Below are 25,096 nucleotides of genomic sequence, written 5' to 3'. Positions count from 1 at the left end.
ATGGTGGCTGCCTTGGCCGCCTCGAATGCGCTGGCGACCGCTTTGGCTTGGGAGGACGCACCGATCGCTCGCGTTGCGGCTGCGCGCAGGAAGCCCGCGTAAGGTCCGGCGGCGGCCAGCATCGCCGTTGCGGCCTGCCCCTGCCAAGCCTGGCCGGCCAAGTTGGAAGTCAACGATCCAAAGGAATCCGCTGCGGCGCTGAGTTCCTCGGACAACCCGCCCCAGGCCGTTGCGGCCTCCATCATCGGGGCAGAGCCCGCCCCGAGCGACATTTGCAAAGAAATGATTTCCGGCGGCAGCATCGGAAAACTGACCATGATGACCTCCTACCCGACCCCACCGGTCGCCCTCGAAGCGACCAGTGCCCGAATGGAATCGAGCAATTCACCGTCAGATGCTACGACTCGGCTGGTATCGGCATTGCGTTTTCGTCGCAAAGGGTTTAAGCCGTCGCCAGGCCTCAGTTGAAAGCACCTTTTTGGCACCACTGGCAAGACCGCTTGGGGTGCCGCATATCGGGCCCCGTGATGCCGATCTTTCCAAAGCCCAATTGATGAATGTTGCTGTTTCGTCGGTACGTCAGACCCACTAGATTCGACGCCCGGCTAACTGAGCTGCGGTATTACAGATTCTGCAGGGCCTGCGTGATGCTGAAGAGACCCGCGACACCGGTGCCCGTGTTGAAGAACCCAGTGTCAAAGCCGCTCAGGAAACCCTTCGGGAAGCCCCCGATGGCGGCCGACACGCCATTGTTGAAGAAGCCCGACATGTTGCCGTTGAACGAAGAGCCGCCGGAGGCCGTGTTGCCAATGCCCGAGATCAGCCCGTTCGCAAAAGCACCACCGCTGGCCGAGTTGTTGAAGCCCGACACCCCATTACCGATGTTGCCAAAGCCCGAGCTATCGGCACCAGTGTCGGTGGTCATGCCGATGCCCGTATTCGCGTCGCCGGAGTTCCAGAAGCCGGTGTTGGTGTCGCCCGAGTTCCCGAAGCCGGTGTTCACGGTGCCCGAGTTGAACCAGCCGGTATTGCCCCCGGCAAGGAAGTCTCCGCCCGAGTTCCCGCCGCCGGTGTTGAAGGAGCCCGCGTTGCCGAAGCCGGTGTTCAGGGTTCCGGAGTTTCCGATGCCGAAGTTGCCCAGGCCGGTGTTACCCATGCCGATGGCACCGACGCTCGCGTTGCCGAAGCCGATGCTGTTGGGATGGCCCGGTTCAAGGCTGTTGATGCCGGTGCTGAAGGCGCCGTAGTTGCCCTGGCCCGAGTTGAAGAAACCGATGTTGCCCGCGCCGGAGTTGCCGATGCCGATGTTGTTGACGCCGGAGTTCAGGCCGCCGAAGTTGAATTGGCCGGTTGCGGTGTTGTAGTAGGTGTTGCCCAGGCCCACCAGGTTGTTGCCGGTCAGGCCGAAGCCGATGTTGTTGTTGCCGGTGTTGCCGCCGCCGATGTTGCCGTTGCCGACGTTGCCGCCGCCCCGGTTGCTGTTACCGGCGTTTCCGAAGCCGATGTTGCTGTTGCCGGCGTTGCCCGCGCCCCAGTTCAGGCCGGGGGCTGAACCGGTGCCGGTGTTTCCGACGCCGACGTTGCCGTTGCCGATGTTGCCGGCGCCGATGTTGCCGTTGCCGATGTTTCCGGCGCCGCCGTTGCTATTGCCGGCGTTGCCGCCGCCGACGTTGCCGTCACCGAAGTTTCCACTGCCGACGTTGGAGCCGCCGGTGTTGCCGTTGCCGATGTTGCCGGTGCCGCCTTTGTTGCCGATGCCGATGTTGGGCAGGGCCTGCAGCAGCTGGGCGAAGGGGTTGAGTTGGGCGGCTGCCGCCGCGGCCCCGGAGTGGTAGCCGAACATCGCGGCGACGTCGGTGGCCCAGAACTCTTCATAGATGCCTTCGGCGGCCGCGATCGCCGGTGCGTTGAGTCCGAACCAGTTCGAGCGCACCAGCTGCACGAAGGCGTTGCGGTTGGCCGCAATTTCCAGCGGGTGGATGGTGGCCGCCTTGGCGGCCTCGAATGCGCTGGCGACCGCTTTGGCTTGGGAGGAGGCGCTGACTGCGCGGGTTGCGGCTGCGCGCAGGAAACCGGCGTAGGGGCCGGCGGCGGCCAGCATGGCCTTTGCGGCCTGCCCTTGCCAGGCCTGGCCGGCCAAGTTGGAGGTCAGCGATCCGAAGGAGTCTGCTGCGGTGCTGAGCTCCTCGGATAGCCCGTTCCAGGCTGCCGAGGCTTCAAGCATCGGGGCAGAGCCGGCACCGATGGACATTTGCAAAGAGATGATCTCCGGCGGAAGCACCGCGAAATTCACCACTGTTGACCTCCGGTTTGCGCTGACATTCCTGAATTATCCGAAACGCTACAACGAGGAGCCGACGAATGATGCTGTTTCGTCGGTATGTCGGATCGCGTGAGATCCGACCGGATAATTGTGTTGCGGTATTACAGGTTCTGCAGCAACTGGGTGATGTTGAAGAAACCTGCAGCACCCGTCCCCGAGTTGAACAATCCAGTGTTAAAGCCGCTCACGAAACCCTTGGGGAGGCCGCCGATCGCGGCCGACACACCGGTGTTGAAGAAGCCCGACATGTTTCCGTTCAAGAGGGAGCCGCCGGAGGCGGTGTTTCCAATGCCGGAGATTAGGCCGTTCGTGGTAAAAGCGTTGCCACCGCTGGCCGAATTGTTAAAGCCCGATATCCCCTTACCGGTGTTCCCAAAGCCGGAGTTATCCGCGGCGACGTCGGTGGTGGAACCGAAGCCCGTGTTCACGTTTCCTGAGTTCCAGAAGCCGGTGTTCGTGTTCCCCGAGTTTCCAATGCCGGTGTTCACGGTGCCGGAGTTGAACCAGCCCGTGTTGCCGCCCTGGAAGAAAGCTCCGCCCGAGTTGCCACCGCCGGTGTTGAAGCTGCCCGAGTTGCCCCAGCCGGTGTCCAGCGTTCCGGAGTTTCCGAAGCCGAAGTTGCCCAGCCCGGTATTGCCAGCGCCGATGGCTCCTACGCTCGCGTTGCCGAAGCCGATGCTGTTGGGATGGCCCGGTTCAAGGCTGTTGATGCCGGTGCTGAAGGCGCCGTAGTTGCCCTGGCCCGAGTTGAAGAAACCGATGTTGCCCGCCCCGGAGTTGCCGATGCCGATGTTGTTGACGCCGGAGTTCAGGCCGCCGAAGTTGAATTGGCCGGTTGCGGTGTTGTAGTAGGTGTTGCCCAGGCCCACCAGGTTGTTGCCGGTCAGGCCGAAGCCGATGTTGTTGTTGCCGGTGTTGCCGCCGCCGATGTTGCCGTTGCCGACGTTGCCGCCGCCCCGGTTGCTGTTACCGGCGTTTCCGAAGCCGATGTTGCTGTTGCCGGCGTTGCCCGCGCCCCAGTTCAGGCCGGGGGCTGAACCGGTGCCGGTGTTTCCGACGCCGACGTTGCCGTTGCCGATGTTGCCGGCGCCGATGTTGCCGTTGCCGATGTTTCCGGCGCCGCCGTTGCTATTGCCGGCGTTGCCGCCGCCGACGTTGCCGTCACCGAAGTTTCCACTGCCGACGTTGGAGCCGCCGGTGGTGCCGTTGCCGATGTTGCCGGTGCCGCCTTTGTTGCCGATGCCGATGTTGGGCAGGGCCTGCAGCAGCTGGGCGAAGGGGTTGAGTTGGGCGGCTGCCGCCGCGGCCCCGGAGTGGTAGCCGAACATCGCGGCGACGTCGGTGGCCCAGAACTCTTCATAGATGCCTTCGGCGGCCGCGATCGCCGGTGCGTTGAGTCCGAACCAGTTCGAGCGCACCAGCTGCACGAAGGCGTTGCGGTTGGCCGCAATTTCCAGCGGGTGGATGGTGGCCGCCTTGGCGGCCTCGAATGCGCTGGCGACCGCTTTGGCTTGGGAGGAGGCGCTGACTGCGCGGGTTGCGGCTGCGCGCAGGAAACCGGCGTAGGGGCCGGCGGCGGCCAGCATGGCCTTTGCGGCCTGCCCTTGCCAGGCCTGGCCGGCCAAGTTGGAGGTCAGCGATCCGAAGGAGTCTGCTGCGGTGCTGAGCTCCTCGGATAGCCCGTTCCAGGCTGCCGAGGCTTCAAGCATCGGGGCAGAGCCGGCACCGATGGACATTTGCAAAGAGATGATCTCCGGCGGAAGCACCGCGAAATTCACCATTGTTGACCTCCCGTAACCCAATCGCCCATGACCGAGTTGCCCTCGACTGACAGGACCATACGGCGCGATATGACAGAGCATGTGCGTTTTCGCGAAATCGTGACCGCACCTTTTGGCGGCCCGTTCGTTGGCCGAGCAAGCGCTTGGTTGATACTCTGATCGAGTGGATCGAGCGACCGGTCAGGCTAACAGCCGCCGAGACGAGTTGTTGGAGCTCGCCGCCATCATGTTTGCCGAACGGGGCCTGCGCGCGACCACCGTGCGTGATATCGCCGACGGCGCTGGCATCTTGTCCGGCAGTCTCTATCACCACTTCGCTTCCAAAGAGGAAATGGTCGACGAGCTACTGCGTGGCTTCCTCGATTGGCTCTTTACCCGCTACGGGGAGATCGTCGAGAGCGAGCCCAATCCGCTGGAGCGGCTCAAGGGCCTATTCATGGCGTCATTCCAAGCGATCGAGCATCGCCACGCACAGGTCGTCATCTACCAGGACGAGGCCCAGCGGCTGTCGTCGCAGCCTCGCTTCTCCTATCTCGAGGACCGGAACAAGCAGCAGCGAAAAATGTGGGTCGACACGCTCAATCAGGGCATCGAGGAGGGCTATTTCCGTCCCGACCTCGACGTCGATCTGGTTTACCGATTCATTCGCGACACCACCTGGGTGTCGGTGCGCTGGTATCAACCCGGCGGACCACTTACCGCTGAGCAAGTAGGCCAGAACTACCTCGCCATCGTCCTTGGCGGAATTACCAAAGGAGAGTGACACTAATGCCCGAGGCGTACGTCATTGACGCTGTACGTACCGCGGTCGGCAAGCGCAATGGCGCACTGGCCGGGATCCATCCCGTCGACTTGGGCGCCTTGGGGTGGCGTGGACTGCTCGACCGAGTCGACGTCGACCCCGCCGCAGTGGAAGATGTGATCGCCGGATGCGTCGACGCGATCGGCGGACAGGCCGGCAACATCGCACGGCTGTCCTGGCTGGCCGCCGGTTATCCCGAAGAGGTTCCCGGCGTCACCGTGGATCGGCAGTGCGGATCCAGCCAGCAGGCCATTTCGTTTGGTGCACAAGCGATCCTGGCCGGTACGGCCGACCTGATCGTGGCCGGTGGCGTGCAGAACATGAGCCAGATTCCGATCTCGTCGGCGATGACCGTCGGCGAGCAGTTCGGATTCACCTCTCCGACAAGCGAATCCAAGCAGTGGCTGCATCGCTATGGCGATCAGGAGATCTCACAGTTCCGCGGCTCGGAGTTGATCGCCGAGAAGTGGAACCTGTCCCGCGAAGAGATGGAGCAGTACGCGCTGACCAGCCACGAGCGTGCCTTCGCCGCGATTCGGGGCGGCCACTTCGACAACGAAATCATCACTGTGGAAACCGAATCCGGGCCGTATCGGGTCGACGAGGGCCCGCGCGAGTCGTCGCTCGAGAAGATGGCGGGCCTGAAAACCCTGGTCGAAGGTGGCCGGTTGACGGCCGCGATGGCCAGCCAGATTTCCGACGGGGCCAGTGCGGTGCTGCTGGCTTCCGAACAGGCCGTCAAGGACCACGGGCTGACGCCCCGCGCCCGTATTCACCACATCAGTGCCCGCGCCGCCGATCCGGTGTTCATGTTGACCGGGCCCATTCCCGCCACCCGCTACGCGCTGGAAAAGGCCGGGTTGTCCATCGAGGACATCGACACCGTCGAAATCAACGAGGCGTTCGCACCGGTAGTTATGGCCTGGCTCAAGGAGATCAAGGCCGACCCGGAGAAGGTCAACCCCAACGGCGGCGCGATCGCACTGGGTCATCCGTTGGGTGCTACCGGGGCCAAGTTGTTCACCACCATGCTCAACGAGCTGGAGCGCATCGGCGGCCGCTACGGGTTGCAGACGATGTGCGAAGGCGGCGGTACGGCCAACGTCACGATCATCGAGCGGCTCTAGCTTCGCGCGTCGGTCACCTGCAGGAAGCGCTCGATGCCGACGCGCGCATAGGTGCGGCCGTGCTCGGCCGGTACCAGCGGCAGCCCGACCGGCGGCGAGCACATTGCGCATCTCCGGTGTGCCGAACTGCCGACGCATAGGCGTTGGCGCGTCGAGTGTGAGGCGGGCGACGCTGCAGCGGCGTCTCGTGTCGGGGGATTCACACTCGGCGGGCTGTGGCTTTGGGCGGGCGGCGGGCTGTGGCTTTGGGCGGTGGGCTGGCGGCGGGCTGTGGCATGGGCTGTCGGTGCTCGGTGGCATGGTCGGGTCATGCGGGAGCTGGAATGGCCCTTCCTGGGGTCCGAAGTGCTGGCCGCCAAAGCCCTGCCCGAGCGGGCCATGCGAACGCTTTACGCACCTATCTATCCCGGTGTGTACGGGCCGATGGGTATCGAGTTGACGGCCACACAGCGGGCTCGCGCTGCCTGGCTGTGGTCGCGGCGACGGGCGGTGGTCGCAGGCAATTCGGCGGCGGCGCTGCTCGGGGCGAAATGGGTGGACGCGATGGCACCGGCGTCGCTGGTATACGACAACCGGCGCGCCCCTAACGGCATCACCGTGCATACCGACACGCTGCTGGACGGTGAAGTTGTCGAGGTGGGCGGCATGGCCGTAACCAGTGCCGCGCGAACGGCATTCGACATTGCCCGGCGCGCACCACGACTGGTTGCAGTGCAGCGATTGGACGCGCTGGCGAATGCCACCGATGTCAAGATGCTGGATGTGGAGGCGGTCGCCGCGCGCCACCCGGGTGCTCGCGGGGTAAGGCGGCTGCCCCAGATGCTGTCTCTCGTCGACGGAGGGGCGGAGTCGCCACCGGAGAGCTGGACCCGGTTGGCGTTAGTCGATGCCGGGTTTCCCGTTCCCCGTACACAGATCGCGATTTGCGGCCCCGGGGGCTATCTCATTGCCCGCATCGATATGGGGTGGGAGCAGTGGCGGGTAGGCGTCGAATACGACGGCGCTCACCATTGGACGGATCCGGGACAGCGGACGCGCGACATCGACCGCTGGGCCGAGGTCGCCGATTATGGTTGGACGATCATCCGGGTGAGCAATGACCTGCTCAGATATCGCCAGGCAACGCTGGTCCAGCGCGTCGGCGCGGCGCTGACCGCCGCGGGGTGGCGACCATGACCACCCACTGTGAAGGACGCGACGGCTAAGCGGCGTGTCGCGTCGTGAAATTCACACTCGCAGTGAAGGTTACGCGTCGTAGTCGACCGACACGAACGGCGTAGTCGGGTGGGATTGGCACGTCAAGACGTAGCCGGCGTCGAGTTCGGCCTGCCCCAGCGCGAAGTTGTGGTCCATCTCCACGTTGCCCTCGATCAATTTGGCCCGGCAGGTGCCGCAGGCGCCGCCCATACAGGCATACGGCGCATCGCTGCGAACCTGCAGCGCGCCTTCGAGAATCGAGTCGCCGGGCGTCAGGTCATAGGTCCACTGCTGCCCAGACAAGGTGAAGGTCACCGTAGCGGCCTCGTAGCTGCGCTCGGCTCCCGATGCGCTGTCATACCCGTAGAACAGCTCGAGGTGAATTCGTTCCGCGTCCACGAGATGCTCGACCAACGTCTCGCGCACCGAGGTGGTCATTTCCATTGGGCCGCAAATAAACCACTCGTCCACGCTGTCGGGTGTCAAGGTGCCGGTCAGCCAGAGGTTGAGCTTGTCGCGGTCGATTCGGCCGCGCAGCTCGGGAGTGTGCAGCGGCTCGCTGGACAGCACGTGCATGACCTCCAGCCGATCGGCATAGCGCGACTCGAGGCGATCGAGTTCGGCCCGGAACATCGTCGACTCCCTGGTGCGGTTGCCGTAGATGAGCGTGAACCGGCTTTCGGTCTCGATTTCCAGCGTGGTCGCCACGATGGAGAGCACCGGCGTGATCCCGCTGCCGGCCACCAAGCCCACGTAGTGTTTGCGGTTCAGCGGATGCAGCGGTGTGCCGAAGCGACCGGTCGGGGTCATCAATTCCAATACGTCGCCGGCCTTGAGGTCGTTGGCCACAAACGTTGAAAACGCGCCGCCCGCAATGTGTTTGACGGCAATACGAAGCTGGGCCCGGGTTGCCGGCGCGCAGATCGAGTAGTTGCGCCGAATTCCCTGGCCGCGTTCTGGGCCGCCAAGATCGGTGCATACCGTCACGTGCTGGCCCGGCTCGAAGCGAAATGCGTCCTGCAACGCTTCGGGCACCGCGAAGGTGACCAGGGTGCTGTCGGCGGTGATGGGGTCCACCGAGGCCACCGGTATGCGATGCAGTGTTCCGTGCGGCGAGCTCGACCTGGTCGGCATTCGCACCGGCAACAGCCGCGCGAGCCGGCCGTTGAGTTCTTTCCACTCCCGGAACTCATCGGGATTCAGTTGCTGGCCAAAGACTGTGGAGATGGCGGCATTACGTTCCAGATACGCCTCTTCGTTGCGTTTCCACGTCCGCAGGTAGCGGTAGAACGGCACCGACGGGTGCAGGTGATGCACCAGGTGATAGTTCTGCGACAGCAGCACCGGGGTGAACAGCCACTCCGCGCCGACGCGATTGCGGGTGGCCCGATAGCGGTTGCTGCGCTGGGTGTCTTCGAGCCCATGGTGGGGCAGCCAGTCGAACCACCAGGCCAGCACGGTGAGCCCGATGCGTTGCGGGATCAAGAAGACCACTGCCAGCGTCCAGAAGTTTCCGGTGACGATCGCAATGACGAGACCGGTGAGGCTCAATGCCATCATCACCAGCGTCTCGGCAACCTCCTTAACGGGACGGCTACGCGCCCGCGGCAGGTAGTACTTGAGGTAGAAGTACTCGACCATCGGCCAGCGCAATGGCAGCTGCCACCACTTTCCGTGCGAGGCGAACGTGTCCGGGTCTTGGTCGTCGTCGTTGGAATGGCGGTGATGCTGGATGTGGATGAACCCGAACGAGGGGAAGGCCACCACCGGCCCGACGAAGAGCCAGGCCAGTCGTCCCATCAGTCCGTTCACCCAGCGGGCTGAGCTGATCGAGTAATGCGACGCGTCGTGCACGACGGTGAACATCACGAAGGTCACCGTGGCGTTGATCGGGATCGTGGCCCAGAACGGCATCCACCCGTTGATATAGCCGATGGTCGAGACCACGAAGGCGGTCAGGGAAGCAAGGAAGATCCCCACGGTGGGCAGCGCCAGCTTGGGTACTGATTCACCGGGATCGGGCAGCGCGTGGTGGGCGGGGGCTTCGTGTGCTGCTTGGTCTACCGCGTCGATGGTCGACATAGCTGAAGGAGCCTAGTCGACACGCGTCAACTACTCCACCAGCACTGAGTTGGCCGGACATCGGGCGGTCGTCGCCGGTCTTTTGGGGCTGTGACGCATCCCTCATTCCCGGTTTGCTTTAGTCATTGGGGCAGGTCAGTAAGTGCTTGTCGACCATTAAGGTGAGCTAATTAATCGCTTGTTCACAGGGATTGGCAAGGTCTCGATTGCACATTGATCACGTAAGGAGGCGCGCGCGGCGTTCCTGAGGGCGACCCTGCACAGACGAGAGGACAAGGACTAGTAAATGGCTCGGCCCATGCTCATATCCGCTTCGGGCAGCGACTTCGCGCCCTTGCTCCGCGAGATCAGGGCGGCCGGACTGCTTGAGCGCCGGACGGCGTACTACACGTTCGTAATCGGGATCAACCTGGCGCTGCTGGCCGCCACTTGGGCAGGCATCGTGGTCTTCGCGCATTCTTGGTGGGTCCTGATGTTGGCCCTCCCGCTGGGGATCTTGAACACCCGGGCCGCGTTCTTCGCACACGACGCCGGGCATCAGCAGATCGCTAGTTCACGCAGACTGCATGACTGGTTCGGTCGGGCATATGGCGGCCTGCTGCTCGGGATGAGCTACGACTGGTGGAACGACAAACACAATCGCCATCACGCCAATCCGAACCACACGGACAAGGACCCAGATGTCGGCGGGGTGTTGGCATTTACGCCGGAGCGGGCACAGGGCCGCACCGGTCTGCACGGCTGGCTCACGCGCAACCAAGCGCGGCTCTTCTTACCGCTGCTAACTCTGGAGGGCCTGCACCTCAAGTACTCCGGCGTTCGCTTCCTGCTCGGCCGGCCGCGCGGCGAAGCGCGCCTCGAGCTCGGTCTGATCGGCCTGCATCTGATGCTGTACTTCGGCACCCTCTTCATGGTGCTGTCGCCGGGCCGGGCGCTGCTGTTCGTGCTGATCCACCACATGGTCTTCGGCGTGCACTTGGGCTGCGTGTTCGCGCCGAACCACAAAGGCATGGAGATGCTCCACGGCAACACTCAGTGGGGCTTTATCGAGAAGCAGGTGCTCACCTCGCGCAACGTCAACGGCGGCCTGATCACCGACTGGATGATGGGCGGGCTGAATTATCAGATCGAGCACCACCTGTTCCCGAACATGCCCAGGTCCAACCTGCGCCATGCCCAGCCGATGGTCGCAGACTATTGCAGCCGCATCGGCCTTCCCTATTTGAGCACCGGCCTGATCGAGTCCTACCGAATCGGTCTGCGGCACCTGCACGAGGCCAGCGCCGAACTCCGCGCGGATCGAGCGTTAGTCGGCCACCAGAGCTGACGCGGCCCGCAAGTGGGCGATCGCGTCACGCACGATCGACTCGATCAGCTCGTTGCACGACGGCAGGTCGTCGAGGATGCCCGCGACCTGACCCGACGCCAGCACCCCGGCATCGGTGTTGCCCTCGACCAGTCCCGCCTTGAGTAGCATCGGCGTATTGGCCGCCATCACCACCTGTGACCAGGTCAGCTCCTTGCCATGACGCATGGCCAGGCCGTCGGTGATCATCGAGCGCCACGTCATCTGGGACATCTGCTTGAACTTGGCGGCATTGCGCACCGCGGCGGTGAAACCCCTTGCCCGCGAGCCGCTTTCCAGCCTCTCCACGAGCCCGGTGCGCAATACCCGGTGCGGCATGCCGTCGACTCGGGTGGTGACGACGGTGCCGTCCAGTGCGGCCGCCAGATACCTCTGCTTGACCGCCTCGGGCACGGTCGAATCCGAAGTGAGCAGAAACCGGGTGCCCATGGCCACGCCGGCTGCGCCATAGGACAGGGCCGCGGCCAGGCCGCGTCCGTCGAAGAACCCACCCGCGGCGATCACCGGGATGCCGCTGTTCTGGACGGCATCCAGCACCGACGGCAGCAGCAGCGTAGTAGCAACCGGACCGGTGTGGCCGCCGCCTTCGCCGCCCTGCACGATCATGGCGTCGGCGCCCCAGCCGGCGACCTTGCGTGCGTGCTTGGCCGCGCCGATCGACGGAACGACCACTGCCCCGGCCTCTTTCAGCCTTGCGATCAGCTCCTGCTTGGGAGCCAGTGCGAACGAGGCAACCTTGACGCCCTCACGGATCATCAGCTCGACGCGATCGCCGGCGTCGGCGGCGTCGGCGCGGATGTTGACACCGAACGGTTTGTCGGTGGCGGCCTTGACCTTCTTGATGGCAGTCGCCAGCTCGTCCAGCGTCATGGTGGCCGATGCCAGGATGCCCAGCCCACCGGCGTTGGCCGTCGCCGACACCAGCCGTGCCCCGGCCACCCAGCCCATCCCGGTTTGCACCACCGGGTGCTCGATGCCGACCAGATCGGTCAGCGGCGTCTTCAGTCGCACTACCGGATCTCACTGTCGCGCAGGCCTTTTGGATCAATGACCTCGCGGATGAGCCGCAGTTCATCCTCGGTGGGCGGACGGGTTTCGTCGGCTTCGTCGAGCCCGTGGAGGTCGAACGACGTGGCCGCGCGCACCTCGTCGGGTGCTACGCCCGGGTGCAGGCTCCTGGCGCGCATGGTGTGCCCGGGGCCACCGAAGTCGAAGACGCCGAGATTGGACACCACCCGGTAGACATTGACGAAGCGGAACGCCGGGTTGTCCGGGTCCACCTTGTCGTAGCCGATGCCGGAGACGACGTCGACGGTGTCGGTGAAGACCCGCTTGGAATGGTTGCCCACCCAGTAGCTGGTTGCGTGGTTGATGGTATTGCCCGGCGAACCACGGACGCCGAACATTTGCCGGGTCGGTTGTTGCAAGGGCCCGAACGCGGAGATGTTCTGATTGCCGTAGCGGTCAACCTGATTGGCGCCCATCACCACATGCCGTCGCCCCCAGGCCAGCGTCTCGAACACGCGTCCGAACGGCATCCAGCCCTCTATTGCTCCCGTCTTACCCAACGCTGGGGTGTCGGCCAGCAGCTGCGCCTCGCCGTCGGTCAGCAGGATGTCGGGGGAGAAGGTGAGCCGGGCCAGGCGGGCGCCGACCGACGCCATGTTGGTCATCGGGCTGATCATGATTTCGCCTGCGTCGCGGAATAACTCGGCGCAGGCGACCGCGCATACTTCGGCTGTGGTGGCTGGGCTGCTGGTCATTTCGCGGCCTCCTCGGCGAACTTGCGCACGGCCGCCTGGTAGTCGTCTTCGCTGCCGGACAGATAGGTCTGGACGAACCGTTGCCAGCCTTCTTCGGAACCGGCGGCTTCTGCATAGTGCCGTTGGAACTTCTCGTCGCGACCGTAATCCGGTGCGGCGGTGGTGAAATGGGCTCCGTTGGGCGCCTCGACGACGGCGTCGACCATCATCCGGTTGATCAGCAACGCCTGCGGCGGTACCGCTTTTACGAGCTCCTCGGTGGGGACAATGCGTTCGACGGATAGGAACCGCTTGTCGGCGGCCATGAGGAAGAGGTCGTCGAAGTAGGGGTCGATGCCGGTATAGGCCGCATTGCCTTGCGTGTCACCAAGGTTGAGGTGAGCGAAGGCCGCGTCCAGGCGCAGCGCCGGCATGGCGATGAGGGTCTCGTGTCCGCCGTCGGTGGAGTATGGGCTGGTGACGGTCTGCAGCTCGCCTTCCCAGAAGTCCTGCACCGAACTGCCCAGCCCGGCGCGAATCGGCAAGAACGGCAGCCGTTGTGCCGCGGCCTGCAGGCCACAGCGCAGCATGCCTTCGTCCATCTCCCGGGCCTCGATCGCACCGGTGGTGCGGGCCTTGGCGAACCACGGGTCGTAGAACGGCGGCGAGTCCAGCGAGACGAAGCCGTAGTAGACGCGCTTCACCTTGCCTGCTGAGCACAACAGACCCAAGTCCGGCCCGCCGTAGGTGACTACCGTCAGGTCTGTGATGTCGGTGCGCAGCAGCGCGCGGACGAAGGCCATGGGCTTGCGTCGCGATCCCCAGCCTGCGATGCCGATGGTCATGCCGCTTTGCAATTGTGCGACGGCTTCGTCGAGGGTAGTCAGCTTGTTCATGACTTCTTCACAAACGCGTCGCGGTGCTCGTCGGAAACGCCGGCGAGGTTCAGTTCGAACGTAAAGCCTTGTTCCATCCGGTAACTCGAGTTGACCCGTTGCACGTCGATCAGGTTCAGCGCCTCTTTGGCGGCCCGGATGACGCGGGTGTCCTTGGCGGCGATATCGCGTGCGACCCGTAGCGCGGCCTCGTCGAGTTCGGCTCTGGGGACCACCTCATGCACCGAGCCGAAGTGGTGCAGGGTGGCGGCGTCGACGGTGGCGGCGGTGAAGAACAGCCGCCGCATCATGTGTTGCGGCACCAGCCGGGACAGGTGCGTTGCGGCGCCGAGCGCGCCGCGCTCGACCTCCGGTAAACCGAAGGTGGCGTCGTCGGAGGCGACGATGACGTCGGCGTTGCCGACGAGGCCGATGCCGCCGCCGACGCAGAAGCCGTTGACCGCGGCGATCACCGGCACCGCGCACTCGTAGACCGCACGGAAGGCGGCGAAGCAGCCGCGGTTGGCATCGATCAGCGCGGTGAATCCCTCGGTGCGTTGCATCTCTTTGATGTCCACACCTGCGTTGAAGCCGCGGCCCTCGGCGCGCAGAATCACCGCGTGGGTGTCCGGGTTCCGCCCGGCCGCGGTTATGGCGTCGCCGAGTTCGAACCAGCCTGCCGACGGAATGGCGTTCACGGGTGGATAGTCAACGGTGACCGCGACTATCCCGGGCTCGGGAGTGGTGGATGTGATCGTCATCGAGACTCCTAGGTACCGAAGCAAGCACTTGCTTGGTACACTACCACAGTGCTAATCGCTGGATCTTCCTCATCGGGAGAAGCCATCAATTTGGGGTTGACGGGACGAGTGGTGTTGGTGACGGGCGGTGTTCGCGGCGTAGGGGCCGGCATCAGTTCGGTTTTCGCCGAGCAGGGCGCCACCGTCATCACCTGCGCGCGACGAGCTGTCGACGGTCTTCCGTATGAATTCCACAGCTGCGACATTCGCGACGAGGATTCGGTTAAGCGGCTTTTCGGCGCCATCGCCGAAAAGCACGGGCGGCTAGATGTTTTGGTCAACAACGCCGGTGGCTCCCCGTACGCGTTGGCTGCCGAAGCCACGCACAATTTTCATCGCAAGATCGTCGAGCTCAACGTTCTTGCCCCACTGCTGGTTTCGCAGCACGCACACGCGTTGATGCAAGACCAGCCGGGCGGCGGGTCGATCGTGAACATCTGCAGTGTCAGCGGTCGCCGGCCCACGCCGGGTACGGCGGCGTACGGGGTGGCCAAGGCGGGCTTTGAAAACCTGACTGCCACACTGGCGGTGGAATGGGCGCCCAAGATCCGGGTCAACGCGGTGGTGGTCGGAATGGTGGAAACCGAACAGTCCGAACTGTTCTACGGTGACGCCGAGTCGATAGCCCGGGTCGCGGCCACCGTGCCATTGGGCAGGCTGGCCAAGCCGGCCGACATCGGGTGGGCCGCAGCGTTTCTGGCTTCCGATGTCGCTTCCTATATCAGCGGGGCGACACTCGAGGTGCATGGCGGCGGTGAACCGCCGCCATACCTGGCCGCTTCGAGCGCCAACAAATAACGAGTAGAGGAGTAGTGGGTATGGGCTTGCTGGACGGCCGTGTCGTCATCGTCACCGGAGCGGGCGGCGGGATCGGTCGCGCGCATGCGCTGGCCTTCGCGGCCGAAGGTGCCCGCGTCGTGGTCAACGACATCGGGGTGGGACTTGATGGTTCCCCGGCCGGCGGTGGGAGCGCGGCCCAGGGTGTGGTCGACGAAATCGTTACTGCCGGAGGCGAAGCCGTTGCCAACGGGTCCGACGTATCGGACTGGAACCAGGCCGCGAGCCTGATACAAAGTGCCGTCGACACGTTCGGCGGGTTGGATGTCCTTGTCAATAACGCCGGCATCGTGCGCGACCGGATGATGGCCAACACCAGCGAGGAAGAGTTCGACGCCGTCATCGCCGTGCACCTCAAGGGGCACTTCGCCACCATGCGGCACGCGGCGGGGTACTGGCGCGGACTGTCCAAAGAGGGCAAAAGCGTTGATGCGCGGATCATTAACACCAGCTCCGGTGCGGGATTGCAGGGCAGTGTCGGGCAGGGCAACTACAGTGCCGCCAAGGCCGGTATCGCGGCCATGACGCTGGTGGCGGCTGCCGAGATGGGTCGATACGGCGTCACCGTCAACGCCATCGCGCCGTCGGCGCGCACCCGGATGACCGAGACGGTGTTCGCCGAGATGATGGCAACGCAGGACCAGGATTTCGACGCCATGGCACCGGAAAATGTTTCGCCACTGGTGGTTTGGCTGGGCAGCACCGAATCCCGGGACGTCACCGGGAAGGTGTTCGAGGTCGAGGGCGGCAAGATTCGCGTCGCCGAAGGCTGGGCGCACGGGCCGCAGATCGACAAGGGTTCGCGATGGGATCCAGCCGAGTTGGGGCCGGTCGTCGCCGACCTGCTGGCCAAGTCGCGCACGCCGGTTCCGGTTTACGGGGCTTGAGGGGCTTTTCGGGGCTTTATGGAGCTGTGAACTAACCTCGTCTCAGCAACGATGTCGCGTGCGACGGCCGGATGGTGTCGTGGACGACAATTAGAGTTCAAGTGCACCAGCAGCGGCGATTGCAGGATGAGGAAATGCTTTCAACACGCGAGAAGATTCTCGTCGAAGGCCTAGATGACTGGGTAAAGGTCGCACAAGTGCACGACTATGTGGCCTTTGAGAATCCATCAGCAACACTCTCCGACGTTCAGCGCAGAACGCTTGAGCTGATCCGGTCGATGGCTGATGAGGGCGTCATTGCGCTCGGAGAACTCAAAGAAGGTGGCGCCCGTTTCGTCTCCTGGGATATCCCCGTCGACCACGCGATCAAGCGTTTGGCCGCGGAATACGTCGAGCGCTTTGACGACAGCACTGGCTGGCCTTGGACTCTGTGGTTCGCTGTCACCGATAAGGGCAAACAGATTGCTCAATCATGTCAGGGCGAATACGCCTCGTGGCTGGAGTGTCTGCGTGCGCAGGGACGCGAGTACGAGGCAATACCGCCGCAATTGGCTCCCGGGGGACGGCATGAGACGTGACCAGCTCAGCTCGTCGATGTATTGCCAATCGCACGGGTTGCGTACACCACTCTCGTGGACACGACCCAGAGGCGCAACTGCGCCATCCGACGGCCATCATCTGCACCGCAGCGGTATCGACACTCAGCTGCTGATCCATGCCGCGCGTGTAATACGGCCACTGTCAACTCAATTGGCTCGAAGATGGCACGACTACCACCGGCAATATCTGCGAGCTGCATGTTGCCTCTGACGAGCGAGGACAACCACGCGACAGCGCGCTGCCGCTCATCCGCGCGCCCTGTCGGTACCCGTATGACGGATACCTCCGTGTCGAGGGCGGCAAGATTCGCGTCGCCGAAGGCTGGGCGCACGGGCCGCAGATCGACAAGGGTTCGCGATGGGATCCAGCCGAGTTGGGGCCGGTCGTCGCCGACCTGCTGGCCAAGTCGCGCACGCCGGTTCCGGTTTACGGGGCTTGAGGGGCTTTTCGGGGCTTTTCGAGGGCCGCGAGCGTGCGCAGATGTACGCCTGATACGGCGTGTCGCTGTACAGGCGCGCACGCTCGCGGCAATTAGTCGCAGATGACGATCGGAATCTGGCGGTCGGTCCAGGACTGGTAGTCGTCGTAGCCCGGATACATCTCCACCAGTTTCGGCCAATAGTGTGCGCGTTCTTCGTCGGTGGCGTCGCGTGCGGTGAGGTCCAGCACTTCTTTCTTGATCTGCACCTGCACCTTGGGGTTTGCCTTCAAGTTGAGGTACCACAGTGGATTTTTCGACGATCCGCCCCGGGACGCGGCGACGATGACCCGGTCGCCGTCGCGCAGAAAGTACAGCGGGCTGACCCGCGGCTCGCCGGTCTTGCGGCCGGTGGTGGTGAGCAGCGCAACGGGAATCTTCTGGAAGGTGCCGCCGATTCCCTCGCCGCCGTTGCGGCGGTACATCCAGGTGTTGAGGCGCGACATCCATTTGATGAAAAAATCGGTAAACGGCGAATTCAGAAACCGCGGCGGTGATTTCGGCATGGTCACACCCTAGCGCTGGATGAATGGTCGGAAACGAACCCTGATGTGCTGGATCTCCGCTTTGCCGCTGGGACTTTCCGCGGGAATCACGAAGGTTTCGGATACGCGCGAGGCGATCCGCCGCCGGCCGAACACCGCCTTGGTCAGCACGTCGTAGGCGGCGTGCACTTCGTCGCCGGCAATGCGGTACTGCGGTGGTGTGGTGTCGGCGATGACGCGGTACTGCGGGCCGCGATTCAGACTGCGCCGCAAGTGATTTCCGGAGAACCCGTTTTTGACGCCCTGCTCGATTCGGGTGCAGCCGGACGCGAACGGGACCGTGTCGCCGTCGTGACTGACCAGCGCATCGATGTATGCCTGCGCGGCCGCGATCCGGCTCTCTTCAGAGACGACCACCCTGGGTTAGATGCGTTCGATGATGGTGCCGGTGGACAGCGCGCCGCCCGCGCACATGGTGATCAGCGCGGTGCTTTGATCGGTGCGCTCCAGCTCGTGCAAAGCCGTGGTGATCAGCCGGCTGCCGGTGGAACCGACCGGGTGGCCCAGTGCGATTGCGCCGCCGTTGACGTTGACCTTGGCCATGTCCGGCTCGTGCACCCGCGCCCAGGACAACACCACCGATGCGAACGCCTCGTTGATCTCGGTGATGTCGATGTCGCCCATCTTCATGCCGGCCTTCTCCAGCACCTTGGCCGTCGACTGCACCGGCCCGTCCAGGTGGTAGTAGGGCTCGGCGCCGATGAGGGCCTGGCTGATGATCCGGGCCCGCGGCTTGAGGCCGAGGGCTTTGGCTTTGTCTTCGTCCATCCACAACACCGCCGCCGCGCCGTCGGAAATCTGGGACGAGGTGCCGGCCGTGTGGATGCCGCCCTCCATGACCGGCTTGAGCGCGCTCAGGCCGGACAGCGTGGTGTCGCGCAATCCCTGATCGCGGCTGATCGTGACGCGCTCGGAGGTCGGTTGCTTGTTCTCGTCGAGGGCCGGCGCCACGAGCGGCGAGATCTCGCGATCGAAGCGGCCTTCGGTCCAGGCCTGCTTGGCACGCAGCTGAGACTGGTATCCCCACTCGTCGATGTCCTCGCGGGTGATGCCGCGCCGTTTGGCGATTCGCTCCGCGGCCTCGAACTGGTTGGGCATGTCGATGTCCCAGGACTCGGCGCGGATCGCGGCACGGTCCGGGCCGGCGTTGGCGCCCAGCCCCACCCGGCTCATCGCCTCGATGCCGCACGCGATGCCGATGTCGATGGCGCCGACTGCGATCAGCCCGGCGATCAGATGGTTGGCCTGCTGGCCACTGCCGCACTGACAATCCACGGTGGTGGCGCCGACGTGCTCGGGCAATCCGGCGGTCAGCCAGGCTACCCGGCTGATGTTGTTGGATTGCTCGGCGAACTGGGTAACACATCCCCCAATGACCTGCTCGACGTCGCCGGGATTGATCCCGGCTTTTTCCACCAGCGCCTTTTGCACCGCGCCCAGGAGCTCGGTGGCGTGCAGTCCAGACAGCCATCCATTGCGTTTGCCGATAGGGCTGCGCGTGGCTTCAACGATTACCGGGTTACCCATGTGGCAAGGCTAGAACACGTTTCATTACTATGACAAGCAAGGATACTCTGACGCCTTTTGTCTGCGGTAAAGGCATGTTTTACTGGCATCAGAAGATCACTAGGACAGCTAGTGCTTGTAGCACCGGTCAGCGAAGACTGCATTAAGGAGAAGTACCGTGCCCAGCCCCAACCTTCCGCCCGGGTTCGATTTCACCGACCCCGATATCTATGCCGAGCGGATCCCAGTAGAAGAGTTCGCCGAGGTGCGGGCCGCCGAGCCGATTTGGTGGAACGAGCAGGCCGAGGGGCAAGGCGGCGGCTTCCACGACGGCGGCTTCTGGGCCGTCACCAAGCTCAACGACGTCAAAGAGATCTCCCGGCGCAGCGACATTTTCTCCAGCTTCGAGAACGGCGTGATCCCGCGGTTCAACAACGACATCGCACGCGAGGACATCGACGTTCAGCGCAGCGTCATGCTGAACATGGACGCCCCGCACCACACCCGGCTGCGCAAGATCATCTCCCGCGGGTTCACGCCACGCGCGGTGGGCCGCCTGCACGACGAACTGCACGAACGCGCCCAGAAGATCGCCGCGGAAGCCGCCGCCGCGGGCTCCGGCGACTTCGTCGAGCAGGTCTCCTGTGAGCTGCCGCTGCAGGCCATCGCCGGTCTGCTCGGGGTTCCGCAGGAGGACCGCGGCAAGATTTTCGACTGGTCGAACGAGATGACCGGCAACGACGACCCCGAGTACGCCCACATCGACCCCAAGATGTCGTCGTTCGAGTTGATCAGCTACGCGATGAAGATGGCCGAGGACCGGGCCAAGAACCCCGGCGACGACATCGTGACCCAGCTGATCGAGGCCGATATCGACGGCGAAAAGCTCTCCGATGACGAGTTCGGCTTCTTCGTGGTGATGCTGGCCGTGGCTGGCAATGAGACCACCCGCAACTCCATCACCCAGGGGATGATGGCGTTCGCCCAGTTCCCCGACCAGTGGGAGCTCTACAAGAAGGAGCGCCCGGAGACCGCGGCCGACGAGATCGTCCGCTGGGCCACCCCGGTCACCTGCTTCCAGCGCACCGCGCTCGAGGACTACGAGTTGAGCGGCGTGCAGATCAAGAAGGGCCAGCGGGTGGTGATGTTCTACCGCTCGGCCAACTTCGACGAAGAGGTCTTCGAGGAGCCGTACAGCTTCAACATCCTGCGTAACCCCAACCCGCATGTGGGCTTCGGCGGCACCGGCGCGCACTACTGCATCGGGGCCAACCTGGCCCGGATGACGATCAACCTGATCTTCAACGCGGTGGCCGATCACATGCCCGACCTGACGTCGATTTCGGCGCCCGAGCGGCTGCGGTCCGGGTGGCTCAACGGGATCAAGCACTGGCAGGTCGATTACACCGGCACCGGCAAGTGCCCGGTGGATCACTGATGGATTTCGACCTCTCCGCTGAACAGCAAGCTGTTGCCGACGTCGTCACCTCGGCGCTGAGCCGGGATTTCAGGTCGGCGACGATGCGGCCCGAGGAGGAGTCGGGCAAATCCAGCCCAAGCTTTGCCGCCTTGGTCGACGGTGGCGTAACGGCGTTGCCGGTTCCGGAGCGGCTTGGCGGCGACGGTGTGGGTCTTGCCGAAGTGGGGACGGTACTGACCGAGGTTGGGCGCCACGGCTTGGTGGCGCCGGTGTTGGCCACGCTGGGCTTCGGTGTGGTGCCGCTGTTGGAGCTGGCATCCGATGAGCAACAGGACCGGTTTCTGGCCGCCGTGCCCAAGGGCGGTGTGCTGACGGCGGCGCTCAACGAACCGGGGGCGGCGCTGCCGGACCGGCCGTCGGTTGTTTTCGCCGACGGGCGGTTGTCGGGCACCAAAGTTGGTGTGGCGTATGCCGAATCGGCGGATTGGCTGATTGTAACGGCCGATGGTGCGGTTGTTGTGGTGTCGCCGCGGGCCGACGGCGTGCAGCTGGTCCGCACGCCGACGTCGAGCGGGTCGGACGAGTACGTCGTCACGTTCGACGGTGTTGCGGTCGCTGATTCCGATGTGCTGGCGGGTGCCTCGGCGCGCCGCGTAAACCAATTGGCGCTGGCCGCTATTGGCGCTTATGCCGACGGGCTGGTGGCCGGCGCTTTGCGGCTGACCGCCGACTACGTGGCCGGACGCAAGCAATTCGGCAAGCCGCTGTCGACTTTCCAGACGGTAGCCGCGCAGCTCGCGGAGGTCTACATCGCTTCGCGCACAATTGATTTGGCGTCGAAGTCGGTGATCTGGCGGCTGGCCGACGGGCGCGATGCCGATGCCGACCTGGACGTGCTGGGATACTGGATCACCTCGCAGGCGCCGCCGGCGATGCAGCTTTGCCATCACCTGCACGGCGGGATGGGGATGGACATCACCTATCCGATGCACCGGTACTACTCCACAATCAAAGACCTGACCCGATTGTTGGGTGGGCCGGCCAATCGTCTCGAGCTCGTGGGAGCGCAATGTTCATCGAACTGACTCCAGAGCAGCGGCAGCTGCAAACCGAGATACGGCAATACTTTTCGAATCTGATCTCCTCCGACGAGATGAAGGAGATGGAGAAGGACCGGCACGGTGCGGCGTACCGCGCGGTGATCCGGCGCATGGGCCAAGACGGCAAGCTGGGTGTCGGGTGGCCAAAAGAGTTCGGCGGCCACGGCTTTGGACCCGTCGAACAGTCGATATTCGTCAACGAGGCGCATCGGGCCGACGTGCCATTGCCCGCGGTGACGTTGCAGACGGTGGGTCCTACCCTGCAGGTCTACGGCAGCGAGATGCAGAAGAAGAAGTTCCTGCCGGCCATCCTGGCCGGTGAGGTGCACTTCGCGATCGGCTACACCGAACCAGAGGCGGGCACGGACCTGGCATCGTTGCGCACCACTGCCGTTCGCGACGGCGATCACTACATCGTCAACGGCCAGAAGATCTTCACCACCGGCGCCCATGACGCCGATTACATCTGGCTGGCCTGCCGCACCGACCCGGAAGCCGTTAAGCACAAAGGCATTTCGATCCTGATCGTCGACACCAAGGACCCCGGCTACTCCTGGACGCCGATCATCCTGTCCGACGGCGCCCACCACACCAACGCCACGTACTACAACGACGTGCGGGTCCCGGCCGACATGCTAGTCGGTGAGGAGAACGGCGGGTGGCGGCTGATCACCACGCAGCTCAACAACGAGCGGGTGATGCTCGGCCCGGCGGGCCGAGTCGCCGGCATCTACGACCGCGTGCACACCTGGGCGTCCAAACCAGGCGGCGACGGCGTCACGCCGATCGATCACGACGACGTGCGGCGCGCGCTCGGCGAGATCTACGCGATGTGGCGGATCAACGAGTTGTTGAACTGGCAGGTGGCAGCCGCCGGCGAGGACATCAACGTCGCCGATGCGGCATCCACCAAAGTGTTTGGCACCGAGCGTATTCAATACATCGGCCGGCTGGCCGAGGAGATCGTCGGCAAGTACGGCAACCCGGCCGAATCGGACACCGCCGAGCTGCTCGAGTGGTTGGATTCCCAGACCAAGCGCAATCTGGTGATCACGTTCGGCGGCGGGGTCAACGAAGTCATGCGGGAGATGATCGCCGCTTCTGGTCTCAAGGTGCCGAGGGTGCCGCGATGACCGATATTCACGAAGCTGTCGCCCAGATCAAGGCCGCCGGCAGCAGCAAGCCGCGCCCTGCCCGGGATCCGGTCAACCAGCCCATCATCAACAACTGGGTGGAGGCTCTCGGCGACCGCAATCCCATCTATGTGGACGAAGCAGCGGCCCGCGCCGCCGGCCATCCCGGAATTGTGGCCCCGCCGGCCATGATTCAAGTGTGGACCATGTTCGGCCTGGGCGGGGAACGTCCGAAGGACGATCCGCTGGGCCCCATCATGCAACTGTTCGACGAAGCGGGCTACATAGGTGTGGTGGCCACCAACTGCGAGCAGACCTACCACCGGTATCTGCAGCCGGGCGAGCAGGTGAGCGTCACTGCTGAAATGGGCGATGTGGTGGGGCCCAAGCAGACTGCACTGGGGGAAGGCTTTTTCGTCAACCAGCACATCGTGTGGCGGGTTGGCGACGAGGACGTCGCCGAGATGAATTGGCGCATCCTGAAATTCAAGCCGGCGGGCTCCAGTTCAGCGGCTGTGCCCGACGACCTCGACGCGGACGCGATGATGCGGCCGTCGTCGTCGCGGGATACCGCCTTCTTCTGGGAAGGCGTTGCGGCGCACGAGTTGCGGATTCAGCGTCTTGCCGATGGCAGTTTGCAGCATCCGCCGGTGCCCGCGGTGTGGCAGGATCCTGCTGCACCTGTCGAGTATGCGGTGTCCAGCGGCCGCGGCACGGTGTTCAGCTTCGTGGTACACCACGCGCCGAAAGTGCCCGGCCGCACACTGCCTTTCGTGATCGCATTGGTGGAGCTCGAGGAAGGCGTGCGGATGCTGGGCGAGCTGCGCGGGGTCGACCCGGCCGCGGTGCAGATCGGCATGCCGGTTCGGGCGATGTACATCGACTTCCCGGACTGGTGTCTCTACGCGTGGGAGCCTGACGAATGACGGCCGTTGGCACAGTGTTGCCGGAATTGAAACTGTACGGGGACCCGACGTTCATCATCTCAACGGCGTTGGCTACCAGGGACTTTCAAGATGTGCACCATGACCGGGACAAGGCGGTCGCGAAGGGGTCCAAAGACATCTTCGTCAACATCTTGACCGACACCGGACTGGTGCAGCGCTACGTCACCGACTGGGCGGGGCCGTCGGCGCTGATCAAGTCGATCGGCCTGCGGCTGGGGGTGCCCTGGTATGCCTACGACACCGTGACGTTCTCCGGTGAGGTGGTGTCGGTGGAGGATGGCTTGATCACGGTTAAAGTGTTTGGCCGCAACAGCCTTGGCGACCACGTGATCGCGACGGTGACGCTGACGAATGGGGATGTTTAGTGTTGTCGGGTAAGGCCGCGATTGTAGGCATTGGCGCGACTGATTTCTCGAAGAATTCGGGACGCTCCGAGCTGCGGCTGGCGGCCGAAGCGGTGCTGGATGCGCTTGACGACGCCGGTCTTTCGCCGTCGGATGTCGACGGGCTGACGACGTTCACGATGGACACCAACACCGAGATCGCGGTCGCGCGTGCGACCGGTATCGGTGAGCTGAAGTTCTTTTCGAAAGTTCACTACGGCGGTGGCGCCGCATGTGCGACCGTGCAGCACGCGGCCATGGCCGTTGCCACGGGTGTGGCCGATGTGGTGGTCGCGTACCGGGCGTTCAATGAGCGCTCCGGCATGCGATTCGGCCAGGTGCAGACCCGGCTGACCGAAAACGCCGACTCGACGGGTGTGGACAACTCGTTCTCGTATCCGCACGGGTTGTCTACGCCGGCCGCGCAGGTCGCGATGATCGCCCGGCGGTACATGCACCTGTCCGGTGCTTCCAGCCGAGATTTCGGCGCGGTGTCGGTGGCCGACCGAAAGCATGCCGCACGGAATCCGAAGGCATACTTCTACGAGAAGCCGATAACCATTGAGGATCACCAGAATTCGCGGTGGATCGCCGAACCGCTGCGGCTGCTGGACTGCTGCCAGGAGACCGACGGCGCGGTGGCGATCGTGGTGACATCGGTGGAGCGCGCGCGGGACCTCAAGCATCGTCCGGCGGTTATCGAGGCCGCGTCGCAGGGATCGAGTCCTGACCAGTACACGATGGTCAGCTATTACCGGCCGGAACTTGGTTTGCCCGAGATGGGTGTGGTTGGCCGGCAATTGTGGTCGCAGTCCGGTTTGCAGCCTTCCGACATTCAGACCGCGGTGTTGTATGACCACTTCACGCCGTTCACTTTGATTCAGTTGGAAGAGTTGGGCTTTTGCGGTCGCGGGGAGGCCAAGGACTTCATTGCCGACGGCGCGATTGAGGTGGGCGGGCGGCTGCCCATCAACACTCACGGCGGTCAATTGGGTGAGGCCTACATCCACGGCATGAACGGCATCGCCGAGGGGGTTCGGCAGTTGCGGGGGACTTCGGTGAACCCGGTGCCCGGCGTCGAGCATGTGCTGGTGACGGCGGGGACGGGTGTGCCTACTTCTGGTTTGATCTTGGGTTGAGCTTCTGGGGCCTGGGGCCTGGGGCC

At 64.1% G+C, this 25,096-nt stretch carries 24 protein-coding genes and 1 pseudogene; 14 read left to right on the top strand and 11 right to left on the bottom strand.

The annotated features are described in order from the left end of the window. The 3 genes from BST12_RS24830 to BST12_RS24820 form a co-directional block, all read right to left on the bottom strand. Nucleotides 1-317, bottom strand: a 317-nt coding sequence (locus tag BST12_RS24830) for a PPE domain-containing protein (RefSeq protein ID WP_211281355.1), incomplete at its 3' end; no start/stop codon positions are given. A 305-nt stretch (nt 318-622) separates the two neighbouring features. Continuing rightward, a complete protein-coding gene (locus BST12_RS24825) occupies nt 623-2,296 on the bottom strand; it encodes a PPE family protein (RefSeq protein WP_083115893.1) in 1,674 nt (557 codons plus the stop codon). 128 nt (nt 2,297-2,424) lie between these two features. Next, nucleotides 2,425-4,104: a PPE family protein gene (locus BST12_RS24820; protein ID WP_083115892.1), complete on the bottom strand. Its 1,680-nt coding sequence runs from the start codon at nt 4,102-4,104 to the stop codon at nt 2,425-2,427. A 163-nt stretch (nt 4,105-4,267) separates the two neighbouring features. Here BST12_RS24820 and kstR2 point away from each other — a divergent pair, with 163 nt between their 5' ends. The 3 genes from kstR2 to BST12_RS24805 all read left to right on the top strand — a co-directional run bounded on the left by kstR2 (nt 4,268) and on the right by BST12_RS24805 (nt 7,209). Next, nucleotides 4,268-4,867 carry a TetR family transcriptional regulator KstR2 gene (gene kstR2, locus BST12_RS24815; RefSeq protein WP_083115891.1) on the top strand — a complete coding sequence of 200 codons (600 nt, stop codon included), beginning with the start codon at nt 4,268-4,270 and terminating at the stop codon, nt 4,865-4,867. 5 nt (nt 4,868-4,872) lie between these two features. Next, nucleotides 4,873-6,033: a steroid 3-ketoacyl-CoA thiolase FadA6 gene (gene fadA6, locus BST12_RS24810; protein WP_083115890.1), complete on the top strand. Its 1,161-nt coding sequence runs from the start codon at nt 4,873-4,875 to the stop codon at nt 6,031-6,033. Nucleotides 6,034-6,342: 309 nt separating this feature from the next. Further along, the gene (locus BST12_RS24805; RefSeq protein WP_083115889.1) at nt 6,343-7,209 is read left to right on the top strand and encodes a DUF559 domain-containing protein; all 867 of its coding nucleotides are present in this window, start codon (nt 6,343-6,345) and stop codon (nt 7,207-7,209) included. A gap of 69 nt (nt 7,210-7,278) precedes the next feature. Here the strand turns inward: BST12_RS24805 and BST12_RS24800 are convergent, their stop codons facing one another. Further along, entirely contained in the window at nt 7,279-9,312 is a 2,034-nt protein-coding gene (locus BST12_RS24800) for a fatty acid desaturase (RefSeq protein WP_083115888.1), read from the bottom strand. Nucleotides 9,313-9,598: 286 nt separating this feature from the next. Here BST12_RS24800 and BST12_RS24795 point away from each other — a divergent pair, with 286 nt between their 5' ends. Then, nucleotides 9,599-10,639, top strand: a complete 1,041-nt coding sequence (locus BST12_RS24795; RefSeq protein WP_083115887.1) for a fatty acid desaturase family protein — start codon at nt 9,599-9,601, stop codon at nt 10,637-10,639. Here the strand turns inward: BST12_RS24795 and ipdC are convergent. From ipdC to echA20, 4 genes are read right to left on the bottom strand one after another with little or no spacing between them, the layout of a single operon-like run. Next, entirely contained in the window at nt 10,619-11,689 is a 1,071-nt protein-coding gene (gene ipdC, locus BST12_RS24790; protein WP_083115886.1) for a (3aS,4S,5R,7aS)-5-hydroxy-7a-methyl-1-oxo-octahydro-1H-indene-4-carboxyl-CoA dehydrogenase, read from the bottom strand. The genes BST12_RS24795 and ipdC overlap by 21 nt on opposite strands. After that, on the bottom strand, nt 11,689-12,441 hold the full coding sequence (gene ipdB / locus BST12_RS24785) for a cholesterol ring-cleaving hydrolase subunit IpdB (protein WP_083115885.1): 753 nt from the start codon (nt 12,439-12,441) through the stop codon (nt 11,689-11,691). The genes ipdC and ipdB overlap by 1 nt, the downstream gene beginning before the upstream one ends. Further along, the gene (ipdA, locus tag BST12_RS24780; protein WP_083115884.1) at nt 12,438-13,316 is read right to left on the bottom strand and encodes a cholesterol ring-cleaving hydrolase subunit IpdA; all 879 of its coding nucleotides are present in this window, start codon (nt 13,314-13,316) and stop codon (nt 12,438-12,440) included. The genes ipdB and ipdA overlap by 4 nt, the downstream gene beginning before the upstream one ends. Further along, nucleotides 13,313-14,056, bottom strand: a complete 744-nt coding sequence (gene echA20, locus BST12_RS24775; protein WP_083115883.1) for a (7aS)-7a-methyl-1,5-dioxo-2,3,5,6,7,7a-hexahydro-1H-indene-carboxyl-CoA hydrolase — start codon at nt 14,054-14,056, stop codon at nt 13,313-13,315. The genes ipdA and echA20 overlap by 4 nt, the downstream gene beginning before the upstream one ends. Before the next feature lie 54 nt (nt 14,057-14,110). Between echA20 and BST12_RS24770 the strand changes: the two genes are divergently transcribed. The 4 genes and pseudogenes from BST12_RS24770 to BST12_RS24755 all read left to right on the top strand — a co-directional run. Further along, nucleotides 14,111-14,893, top strand: a complete 783-nt coding sequence (locus tag BST12_RS24770; RefSeq protein ID WP_083115896.1) for an SDR family oxidoreductase — start codon at nt 14,111-14,113, stop codon at nt 14,891-14,893. A gap of 20 nt (nt 14,894-14,913) precedes the next feature. Then, complete coding sequence (locus tag BST12_RS24765) at nt 14,914-15,819, top strand: SDR family oxidoreductase (RefSeq protein ID WP_083115882.1); 906 nt, start codon at nt 14,914-14,916, stop codon at nt 15,817-15,819. A 119-nt stretch (nt 15,820-15,938) separates the two neighbouring features. Next, nucleotides 15,939-16,397: a hypothetical protein gene (locus BST12_RS24760; RefSeq protein ID WP_139801905.1), complete on the top strand. Its 459-nt coding sequence runs from the start codon at nt 15,939-15,941 to the stop codon at nt 16,395-16,397. Between the two features lie 311 nt (nt 16,398-16,708). Beyond that, nucleotides 16,709-16,858, top strand: a pseudogene (locus BST12_RS24755) (short-chain dehydrogenase); the annotation flags it as partial. Nucleotides 16,859-16,950: 92 nt separating this feature from the next. On the opposite strand, the gene BST12_RS24750 reads toward BST12_RS24755, so the two are convergent. From BST12_RS24750 to BST12_RS24740, 3 genes are read right to left on the bottom strand one after another with little or no spacing between them, the layout of a single operon-like run. Beyond that, nucleotides 16,951-17,403 carry a nitroreductase family deazaflavin-dependent oxidoreductase gene (locus BST12_RS24750; protein ID WP_083115895.1) on the bottom strand — a complete coding sequence of 151 codons (453 nt, stop codon included), beginning with the start codon at nt 17,401-17,403 and terminating at the stop codon, nt 16,951-16,953. 9 nt (nt 17,404-17,412) lie between these two features. Then, nucleotides 17,413-17,799 carry a DUF8021 domain-containing protein gene (locus tag BST12_RS24745; RefSeq protein ID WP_083115880.1) on the bottom strand — a complete coding sequence of 129 codons (387 nt, stop codon included), beginning with the start codon at nt 17,797-17,799 and terminating at the stop codon, nt 17,413-17,415. A 6-nt stretch (nt 17,800-17,805) separates the two neighbouring features. Continuing rightward, entirely contained in the window at nt 17,806-18,969 is a 1,164-nt protein-coding gene (locus tag BST12_RS24740; RefSeq protein WP_083115879.1) for a steroid 3-ketoacyl-CoA thiolase, read from the bottom strand. Between the two features lie 157 nt (nt 18,970-19,126). Between BST12_RS24740 and BST12_RS24735 the strand changes: the two genes are divergently transcribed. Genes BST12_RS24735 through BST12_RS24710 form a run of 6 tightly spaced genes read left to right on the top strand, consistent with a single transcriptional unit; the run spans nt 19,127 to nt 25,070 of the window. Beyond that, nucleotides 19,127-20,386 (top strand): cytochrome P450, encoded by a 1,260-nt coding sequence (locus tag BST12_RS24735; protein WP_083115878.1) that lies wholly within the window; start codon nt 19,127-19,129, stop codon nt 20,384-20,386. Beyond that, a complete protein-coding gene (locus BST12_RS24730; RefSeq protein WP_083115894.1) occupies nt 20,386-21,453 on the top strand; it encodes an acyl-CoA dehydrogenase family protein in 1,068 nt (355 codons plus the stop codon). Before BST12_RS24735 ends, BST12_RS24730 begins: the two co-directional genes overlap by 1 nt. Continuing rightward, a complete protein-coding gene (gene fadE29 / locus BST12_RS24725) occupies nt 21,438-22,601 on the top strand; it encodes an acyl-CoA dehydrogenase FadE29 (RefSeq protein ID WP_083115877.1) in 1,164 nt (387 codons plus the stop codon). Before BST12_RS24730 ends, fadE29 begins: the two co-directional genes overlap by 16 nt. Next, complete coding sequence (locus BST12_RS24720; protein ID WP_083115876.1) at nt 22,598-23,527, top strand: bifunctional MaoC family dehydratase N-terminal/OB-fold nucleic acid binding domain-containing protein; 930 nt, start codon at nt 22,598-22,600, stop codon at nt 23,525-23,527. The genes fadE29 and BST12_RS24720 overlap by 4 nt, the downstream gene beginning before the upstream one ends. Next, nucleotides 23,524-23,913 (top strand): MaoC family dehydratase, encoded by a 390-nt coding sequence (locus BST12_RS24715; RefSeq protein WP_083115875.1) that lies wholly within the window; start codon nt 23,524-23,526, stop codon nt 23,911-23,913. Before BST12_RS24720 ends, BST12_RS24715 begins: the two co-directional genes overlap by 4 nt. Beyond that, nucleotides 23,913-25,070, top strand: a complete 1,158-nt coding sequence (locus BST12_RS24710) for a lipid-transfer protein (RefSeq protein ID WP_083115874.1) — start codon at nt 23,913-23,915, stop codon at nt 25,068-25,070. Before BST12_RS24715 ends, BST12_RS24710 begins: the two co-directional genes overlap by 1 nt. The last annotated feature ends 26 nt before the right edge of the window (nt 25,071-25,096 follow it).

The organism is Mycobacterium angelicum (genome assembly GCF_002086155.1).
Lineage (GTDB): Bacteria > Actinomycetota > Actinomycetes > Mycobacteriales > Mycobacteriaceae > Mycobacterium > Mycobacterium angelicum.
Note: the sequence above shows the minus strand (reverse complement) of the source record. Positions and strands in the feature narration are given on the sequence as shown.